This window comes from Labrenzia sp. R5_0 (genome assembly GCF_017743835.1).
In the GTDB taxonomy this organism is placed as follows: Bacteria; Pseudomonadota; Alphaproteobacteria; order Rhizobiales; family Stappiaceae; genus Roseibium; species Roseibium algicola.
Window position 1 is genome coordinate 1 of sequence record NZ_JAGHRK010000017.1, and the last position, 8,357, is coordinate 8,357.

8 protein-coding genes are annotated in these 8,357 nt (G+C 58.3%); 2 read left to right on the forward strand and 6 right to left on the reverse strand.

All coding sequences use genetic code 11. The features are described 5' to 3' along the window. Window positions 1-90: 90 nt before the first annotated feature. Window positions 91-255 (forward strand): hypothetical protein, encoded by a 165-nt coding sequence (locus J7447_RS30940; protein ID WP_173014038.1) that lies wholly within the window; start codon window positions 91-93, stop codon window positions 253-255. Between the two features lie 77 nt (window positions 256-332). On the opposite strand, the gene J7447_RS30945 is transcribed toward J7447_RS30940, so the two are convergent. Further along, complete coding sequence (locus J7447_RS30945) at window positions 333-965, reverse strand: zeta toxin family protein (RefSeq protein WP_152508047.1); 633 nt, start codon at window positions 963-965, stop codon at window positions 333-335. A 12-nt stretch (window positions 966-977) separates the two neighbouring features. Further along, window positions 978-1,145: a hypothetical protein gene (locus J7447_RS30950; protein ID WP_165222187.1), complete on the reverse strand. Its 168-nt coding sequence runs from the start codon at window positions 1,143-1,145 to the stop codon at window positions 978-980. A gap of 173 nt (window positions 1,146-1,318) precedes the next feature. Between J7447_RS30950 and J7447_RS30955 the strand changes: the two genes are divergently transcribed. Then, window positions 1,319-1,666, forward strand: coding sequence for a hypothetical protein (locus J7447_RS30955; protein WP_152508048.1), 348 nt, complete (start codon window positions 1,319-1,321; stop codon window positions 1,664-1,666). A gap of 364 nt (window positions 1,667-2,030) precedes the next feature. On the opposite strand, the gene J7447_RS30960 is transcribed toward J7447_RS30955, so the two are convergent. The 4 genes from J7447_RS30960 to J7447_RS30975 form a co-directional block, all read right to left on the reverse strand. Beyond that, a complete protein-coding gene (locus tag J7447_RS30960) occupies window positions 2,031-2,549 on the reverse strand; it encodes a helix-turn-helix transcriptional regulator (RefSeq protein WP_152508049.1) in 519 nt (172 codons plus the stop codon). A gap of 677 nt (window positions 2,550-3,226) precedes the next feature. Continuing rightward, window positions 3,227-6,196, reverse strand: a complete 2,970-nt coding sequence (locus J7447_RS30965; RefSeq protein ID WP_072495413.1) for a Tn3 family transposase — start codon at window positions 6,194-6,196, stop codon at window positions 3,227-3,229. A gap of 15 nt (window positions 6,197-6,211) precedes the next feature. Then, complete coding sequence (locus J7447_RS30970; RefSeq protein ID WP_055971942.1) at window positions 6,212-6,817, reverse strand: recombinase family protein; 606 nt, start codon at window positions 6,815-6,817, stop codon at window positions 6,212-6,214. 357 nt (window positions 6,818-7,174) lie between these two features. Continuing rightward, window positions 7,175-7,678: a L,D-transpeptidase gene (locus J7447_RS30975; RefSeq protein WP_077294877.1), complete on the reverse strand. Its 504-nt coding sequence runs from the start codon at window positions 7,676-7,678 to the stop codon at window positions 7,175-7,177. Window positions 7,679-8,357 lie beyond the last annotated feature (679 nt).

Consider the following 8,357-nt stretch of genomic DNA (forward strand, 5'->3'; position numbering starts at 1 on the left):
CCCCCGCCCCGCAGGCCCCCTCCGGCGGTCATTGACCCAAACCCTCCCTTGTCGGTCCCGCACCTTTGTTTTCATTCAAAGGAGCTGACGATGACCACTTACGACCACATCAACGAACTGCGCGCCGAGCTTGCAGCGTCCATCGACCAGGCCGAGCGTCAGCAGATCGCAGCCGAGCTGGCGGCGGCCAAAGCGAAGCTTGCCGAAGAAGAGGCCGCATTCGATGCGCTGATCAGCGCCGAGCCGCCCCACTAGGGCGGCTCGTTCCAATGCCCGGCGCGTTGGGTATTATTGCGCTGTTACACGGTACCCTTCATCCAGGGCACCAGCCCCTACTCGATCGCGGTTCGAAGACGGTACGTCTCCCCTACCCTTACGACGTCATAGGCTTCCATAACCCGACCTTCGAAAAGCCTGTGCAGCGGATTGCGACGATCAACGTCAGACCCGACGATCACGCCAGCACAGACGCGGAAAATCTCCCGGGGCTCGATACCGCTGTTGTCTATCAGCAGCGCCTCATCAGCGTATCTGAGGGCGCTAGACAGCATCCGCAGCGATCCTTCATGGCGCCGTCGGATGATGTCTTCCGGAATGTCGTGGCCGCCCTTCTCTACCCGACGCTGAACACGTTCGATGTTGAGCTCAACTGAATCCAGGGCGACGTAGTAGAGGCCGACATAGTACCCAGTCGCCTGGGCTCGGCTCATCAGATTGATTGACTGTTGGCTGCTCAAGGTGGTCTCAAAGACGAACGACTGCCGGGTCTCGATCATCTCACGGATCTTCATGAGTGCCGCCCTCCCCGCTGCCATGGCGGCTGCCCGGCCATCCCTGGATCCTGTGAGCTGTTTGGCAATCTCATCAGCGTTGACCCAAGCACCGTCGAGCTGCAGCTTGGCATACGCCGATGACTTGCCCGATCCGTTGGGACCGCCGAGAACGATACAGGTTGGCTGGGACAAAGAGTGACGACCTCAGGCGGCAGAAATGCGCTTTCTCTGCTCAAATGTTGCCTGATCCTCGGCCTCATTCTGGAGGTCACGAGCGGAGATCGGCAGTCCCAAGCGACGGCTCTCGGCAATCGCTTCGCGGCCGATCTGCTTCAGGGCTTCCTTGTTCTCGTCAAACTTCTTCAAGAGCATTTGCGGTCTCCTAAGGAAAGAATATAGCGCAGAGCGAGCCCGTCGGCAAATCAGGACTTTCCCAGATGAAGGCGTCAGGCGACGCGATCAAAAGCTGCAGATCTGCTCTTTGCGCGTCTAGAAAGAGGATGGTACCCTTCTGAATCCGTTGCAACGGGAAGGATGATCACGCCATGATAGACGAAGTAGTCGACCTTTCGAAAACGCTGGTTTGGACTGTCGGAATGATCACGCAAGCCGGTCCTGATGAACGTAAGAGAGTAGTCAATGCTTATCGCGAAGCGCAGGACCTGGTTGCGCAGATCCCCAAAACCGACGAAGGCGCACGGCCTCGTATTGTCGCTTGCTTCCATCGCTCGGATAAATACCGCGCTTTCGAAGATATCGCCTGCGTTGGCTGGATCCTGACGGCGATCGAGGAACGCGTCAATGAAGGCGACCTTCCCGATTGGCGAAAGCTTCGCAAGGTCGTGAAGAACGCGGTGAAGCTCCTGTCGGACCCTGCCCCGACGCTTCACTGAATGCAGTCAGGTCCGGCACACATCCGATGGTTAGACATTGCTTTTGGCCTGGTGATGCGGAACGGTTTTGGCGGGGGAAGTCGGCCCCGGCTTCCGCTTCGCGGCGCTATGCTAAGCCTCCTGCGGCTTCCCATTATCCGTCAAAACTGTGTCGAGAATTCCCGCTTTCCCGCCCTTTAAAGAGGGGCGGCGCTATGCTGAAAGCTCCGATGTTCTTCATTGTCCTTCTCGGATCTCGGACTGGCGCCGATCGATCCGAGCGGTGCCTTCGCCAGAAGGGGGGAAGGACGCCGCATGAGCGCCGGCTATTCGCCAATGGCGGCCGGCGCGCGGTGGAAACCAGAGCCAACCCATTGAGTGCAAGTTATGGCGCGGCTTTCGCCGCGCCATTCCCTTTCTGCTTCTCGATCGTCCGGGGCTCCATCGCAAGCACAAGATCATGCACCATCTTCAAGGTCGTATCGTCGAGCTTTTTCAGGTGGTCGACCGTTTCCTCCATCAGCTGGTCTCTCAGGGCTTCGCGTGACTCGGCTTTGGAGTGAGAGGGCTGTTCGTTGACGAGAGGATCGAAGAACTCTTCCGGGGTGATATTCAGGACTTCGAAAACGTGGAGCAGGCGTCCGACGGTCATCAAGGATGAGGCGTTTTCGTAGCGGGCGTAGGTTGCCTCCTTCACCCCTAGCAGCATGGCCACTTTGGCTTGCGCAAGTTGTCTGTCGGTTCGCAGGTCACGCAGCCTTTGCGCGACCAGCAGATCCAGTTGGCTGAGATCGATGATATTTCCGTCGAGCGGCTTGCGATAAACCGGATGATCTTTGTCTGGGTCTACAACGCGTTCAAGTCCGAGATAGCTTACCCACTGCTCGAGTCCGAAACCTGCCATTGCCACCAACCACACTGGAATTTCATCGTTGTTCCTCCGGGACAATTAAAGATGGTGCCTCGAAAGTCTACCCTGGATAGCTGCTTTGGCGCATCGCTTTGCGACCCCGCTCTATGCCTTCGGCACGGAGCCAGCAGACACTGTCTCCGCCCATTCGGGTGACGATCGGTTGCGCTGCGGCTTCGCCTCAAATCAGTTTCATCGCAGGCAAAATCCGTTCGGAACATTTACAGCCTCGCCCGATCGACCCATATTGGCTGTTGATCAAGTCAGGTCGTGGCAAGTCTCTAGCCCTTTCTTGTCGCGTGCCTACGGAGGCCGCCCTGCCTCGTATCGGGGCGGCCTTTCCCCTCCCCTACTGCTCTTCACAGTAATCAGCATCAGCGGTTTGCCGGCCTAGGCCAGGATAAAGCAGTGACGCCGGAGGCGTCCTGTCTGTTTCTTTGATGAGGGAAAGAGGAGCGCTGCCCCCTCTCCCTCACAAGGGGAAAAAACGGTCTCCCCGTCCTTCCTTCGCGCAGCCTTGGGGCAGCGCTTTGTGCAGGAGCGCCGCTGACACGACGCCCTTTCGGCTTTGCCTCGGGCGGGCGAACCCCCTCCGTTTTTATCCCCTTGCCACCCTCTCCCCCGCTGCTCCGCGCGAAGGGGCTCCGTGGGCATTTCTGCAATAATACCCGCTAAGGGAAAGCGAAGTTGTTTGGATTGAAACGGTTAGCGCGGATCGGCCTGAAGCGTTCGAGGGGTCGGTCAATTTCGTTCCAGAGATAGTCGCCGGTGAGTGCGATATGAGCCCAGGGAAGTGGTGCGACTTGGGAGAGCAGCTCGGCGGGAATATCGATGCCCTGGGTGCGGACATAATCGACAGCGCGGCTGAGATAGACGGTGTTCCACAGGATAATGGCGTTGACGACGAGGTTGAGACCTGACGCCCGATAGGCCATGGTTTCCGCCACGCGGTTGCGCAGCTCGCCAAGCTGGTGGAGGAAGACCGCCCGGGCAAGGGCGTGACGGCTTTCACCCTTGTTGAGGATGGCATGCGATCTGCGCCGGAGCTTGGTGTCGAGCAACCAGTCGCAGATGAAGATCGAGCGTTCAATCCGGCCCATTTCGCGTAGCGCCTGATTGAGCCGATTTTGCCGAGGCGATGCGGCAAGCTTCTTGAGGATGACGGACGGCGGCACGAGGCCCGCGCCAATCGATGACTTCAGCCGCAAGACCTCATCCCAGTGCTGCTCGATGACATCCATGTTGACGGCTCCCGAGATCAGCGCCCCGAGCGGGTCGTACGCCGCGTCGGGATCGATGACGAAGAGCCTGCGATTGCCGAGATTGCGGATACGAGGAATGAGCCTATAGCCGAAGCCATGGAACATAGCGAATGTCGTTTCGGTCGCGCCGGCGGTATCGGTTGCATGCTCATGGATTTCGACGGAGCTTTCGTTGTGAAGGAGGCCGTCGAGCACGTAGGGCGCTTCGCTCTCGGACGCCTGGATCATCCGGGAGAAGAAGGAGGCGAAACGATTGGACAGGAAGCCATAGACCGAAGCACCTGGTCTTTTGCCGTATTTTGCATTGTATTCGAGGCTGGCTTCACCGCGCCCGCCTGCCGGAAAGAACTGCCCGTCCGAGGAGGAGATATGACCGTCGCCCCAGACCGCGGCGAAGGGATGAGCCTGCTGCGCATCGACCAGCACGGCGGTCGCCGTAGCATAGGTTTCCGAGCGCAGATGCCTATCTACCATCAGCATCATCTGGTGGATCGTGACGCCGCGTGAGCTTTCCGCCATGCGTTCAGCACCGGCGTTGGTGGCGTCGGCAAGGATAGCGGCCATCAGCGCCGGCTCGTCGTTCGCCGTCTCGCCGGTGCGATAGTGTGTGAAGCTGTCAAGGAACCTGGTCCAGCTGTGGACCTCGGCAAGCAGGCTGGTGATCCTGATCCGGGGAACGAGGATGTAAAGACGCCGGCTGAGCGCGACGATCCCGTCACGCTCCTCCTCGCGGATCGGGGAGACCGACAAACCCTTGTCGGAAATAGCCGCATCCGGAATGGCGTTGGCGGCCGCCGCCCTTGCCAGCTCTTTGAGTTTCGCGTCGAGCGTGGCGGTGCGTTCGGCTCGCCATTCGGCAAAGCTGTCAGGGATGGCAAGCCCGAGCCGGCCTTCGGCGCGCATCAGGGCAAAGATCGGTCGAGGCAGAAGATAATCCTCGAAACTGCGCCATGCTCGGCTGCCATCAACCCATATGTCACCGGCCCGCAGGCGCTCCCGAAGGTGAACGAGTACCGCCACTTCCCAAGCCCGAAGGTCGATGGTGACACCGTCCGAGCGCACACGTCGCCGCCACTTGCGCGTCATGAACGCGAACGGCACCTGCGCGGGTAGTTTCCTGCCACTGTAGAGCGCACGCAGATGATCCACTGCCTTCAAAACCGGATCATCGGGACGAAACGACCGGAAAGAGAACGCGCCGAACATGAGCCTGCCCAGCTTTCGCAGCGATTTGTGCCGCTCTATGAGCTCATCGAATTCGTCGCTGCGATCGGGGCGCACGACGGACCTGGCTGCGGCCACGCTGGCGGTCAATCCGTCCCAGCCGAGTGAGACTGCAATTGCGGATGCGAGATCGGTGTTGTTCTCACGGGCGGCCAGAAGCGCCTCGCCAAGCTTGAGATGATCGAGCGCCACCCCATCAAGAATCTCGGCTTCTTTCAGCCGGCGTTCTGTGCGGCTCAGTTCAGCCTTGCGCCGGGTGCTGCCGATCAGTTTGCAGAACATGTCGATCGCAAGGTCGGTGATTGCCGCCTGCCTCTCGATGACGAACGCCGTCAGCGTGGCGTAGCGGCGCTCGGATGTAAGGCGTCGTATCTCACGGGCATGCAGAATGCGGGCGTCCCGGGCGATGATGCCATAGCGGTTGGCATGGATCGTTTTACGTCGCTCATCGGAAATCGCCGCCGAACGCAGAACCTCAAGCCGGGCAATCAGGCCCTTGAGGTTTTTCAGTTTCGTCCCCTCCGGCGCTTCCGCAATCCAGCCGAGATGGCTCCGATCGCCGGACCGATCGATGAGAAGCTGATCAAGCGCCTCGATGGACGGTTGCTCCATGCCCCGGATCAAGCCGCGATAAGCCTGTCGTCGCGCTGCCGCCCGGCCCGCCATCGCCAGACGTATCAGCAGTTCCGGCACAGGAACGAGCAGCTTCCTCTCCTTCAGGGCTTCGATCACGGCCTTGGTGATCGGCTCGCCTTGTTCGGTAGCGGCTGCCTCGCGTGCCGCCGCGGTGATCAGGGATCGATAATCGCTCGCCCGGACGGGCCGGAGATCCAGTGCGACGACAATCTCCCGCGTATGTTCTCGACGGGTTTCCTCCCGCTGGGCATAGAGTGCGAACACCGCAGCGTCGATGCCCAACTGGTCGGCGACAACGGAGACGACTGCCTGAGGCGGAACTTCCCCAGCGCGGAGCGGACGACCGAGATCACGCACCAGGGCGAGTTGGATGGCAAAACCCAGACGATTATGCGATCGGCGATGCGCCCTGGCGAAAGCGATGTCCTCAGCGGACAGCGCATAGCGCGCGAGGGCCTCTTCATAAACATCGGGTGGGTCGAACAGAACGGTGCGCGACTGCGCGTCGAGGAAGGCCATCGGTCACACCCGCTCTCAAACTGGGGGAGCAGGCTCATCTTCTTTGCCCGGTCCGGTCCATCCGGTTCGCCGCAATGTATCGATGAGAGTCGAGCGCGGCACCTTGAATGTCCGACACACCGACGCCTTGCTGGCGCCGGCTTCCAGCGCCGCCAGAATCTGCTCAACCTTTTCGGTGTCGATCGTCGGTGGCCTACCGCCCTTGCGACCGCGCCGGCGTGCCGCCGCCAGTCCAGCGTTGACCCGCTCCGTGATCAGCACTCTCTCGTATTCGGCGAGCGTGCCAAACAGGTTGAACAGGAACGCACCGTGCGAATTCGTCGTGTCGATAGCTTCCGTCAAAGAGCGGAAGGCGACCCCGCGCATCTTCAGATCCTCAACGATTCTGATCAGGTGGGAGAGTGATCGGCCCAGACGGTCGAGCTTCCAAACGACCAGCACGTCACCCTCGCACAATTCCGCAAGGCAAGCCTTCAGCCCCGGCCGATCGTCGCGCGCGCCCGAAGCGCGATCCTGATGCAGGTGACGCTGATCGACCCCGGCCGCGAGCAGGGCGTCGCGCTGCAAGGCAACCGACTGCCGCTCATCACCGCTCGATACCCGCATGTAACCGATCAACATGCACGACAAACCTCAAATTCCGTGTTGCCGCACAGTCTCACATTCCGACAGGGTTTGTCGCGCAAATAATTGCCCAGTCACCCCGTCGATTTCGACCCGCCGAACCGCTACGCGGAAATCATCTGTTTTCCGTCACACCAAAAATCTCTTAGCGGGTAATATTGCAGAGATTCCCACGGAGCCCCTTTCTCTCCATACGTAAAAGTCGATCAAAGCGGTCAGATGAAACGCTCGACAAATGATCGTCCAAAGCTCGTACTTGGGTTTCTGTCTTCTTGGGCTAATGCAGCCCTCATTTGTAAAGGCACGCGCCGGATGCAGCCACGTGCCTGACCAGAGTTTTCGGCTATTGGGTACTCACAAAACGACCACTCTTGTGCCTAAAGGCACGCGTTCATAGAGATCTTCAACATGAGTATTGATCATCCGAACGCAGCCGTTAGAGACGGATCGACCGATAGAGGAAGGTTCGGTGGTTCCATGGATCCGGTACATGGTGTCCCGGCCGTTTCGATAAAGGTAAAGCGCTCTTGATCCAAGAGGGTTATTCGGTCCACCAGGGACACCATTTGCGTATTTCCGATATTTGCCGGGGTTACGACGTATCATGTTTGCGGTGGGACGCCAGCTTGGCCACTCCGCCTTGCGTTTTATTACCGCCTCCCCTTTCAGCGACAATCCCGCTTTGCCGACACCAATTCCATAGCGGCGCGCCCTGCCGAAACTCTGAACGAGGTAGAGGAAATGATTTTTCGTATCGACAACTATCGTCCCAGGAGGATAGGAAAAGTATCGTACGGATTGCGGTTCGAATTTGGGGTCGATCTTGAACTGTTTCTTGTCATGTGCATAAGCAGGCATGACAAAGGCTCCAACTGCTCCGACGGAGCCAATGAGTAAATTACGACGAGTAATCATCGCTTTTCTCCAAAAAATTACTAACGATCGCAGGAAGCTTTGCAGCGATAAAGCTGCCACGTGTCAGTAAATTCTTGGAGGCCTGTCTTCTGGCTTTGGATCTTTGGAAAAAAGGCCAAGCAATACAGTATCTTCCAAAACCAATTCCGCCTTCAAAAATCTCGGTTCCAACGAACCCGCAATTGACACGCAATCGACTCCACACTTGGCTAGTTTTTGAGACTTTGCTTGGTTGCTCGTTCGATTGCAGCACCTGAGGTTATGCGACGTGAGTGTTTCGGACACGATCGAGGCGTTTTGAACTGCTTTTTGGTCTGGAAGCACCGGCTCCCCGGCTGTCTGGGCAGCACCAACTGCGGCGGCGGAATGAAGCCCCGTATAAAACACAATCAGTATGGTTAAGACCCAGTTACGCATTCGCAATACTTACAGATAAATTCTCAAGAAATCCATAACTGCGAAAACGGAAAATGAAATTTGAAACGCCAGCACTTTGACAAAGCTGACTGATTGAGAAAAGTCCGTCTACACCTCTTGAAGCTCTAGCTACTAGAGAGACTATCTTGTAGAGCGAAAATGCAAGAGGTCGAAAATGACTATTACCCCCGACAGTTCAAATCTG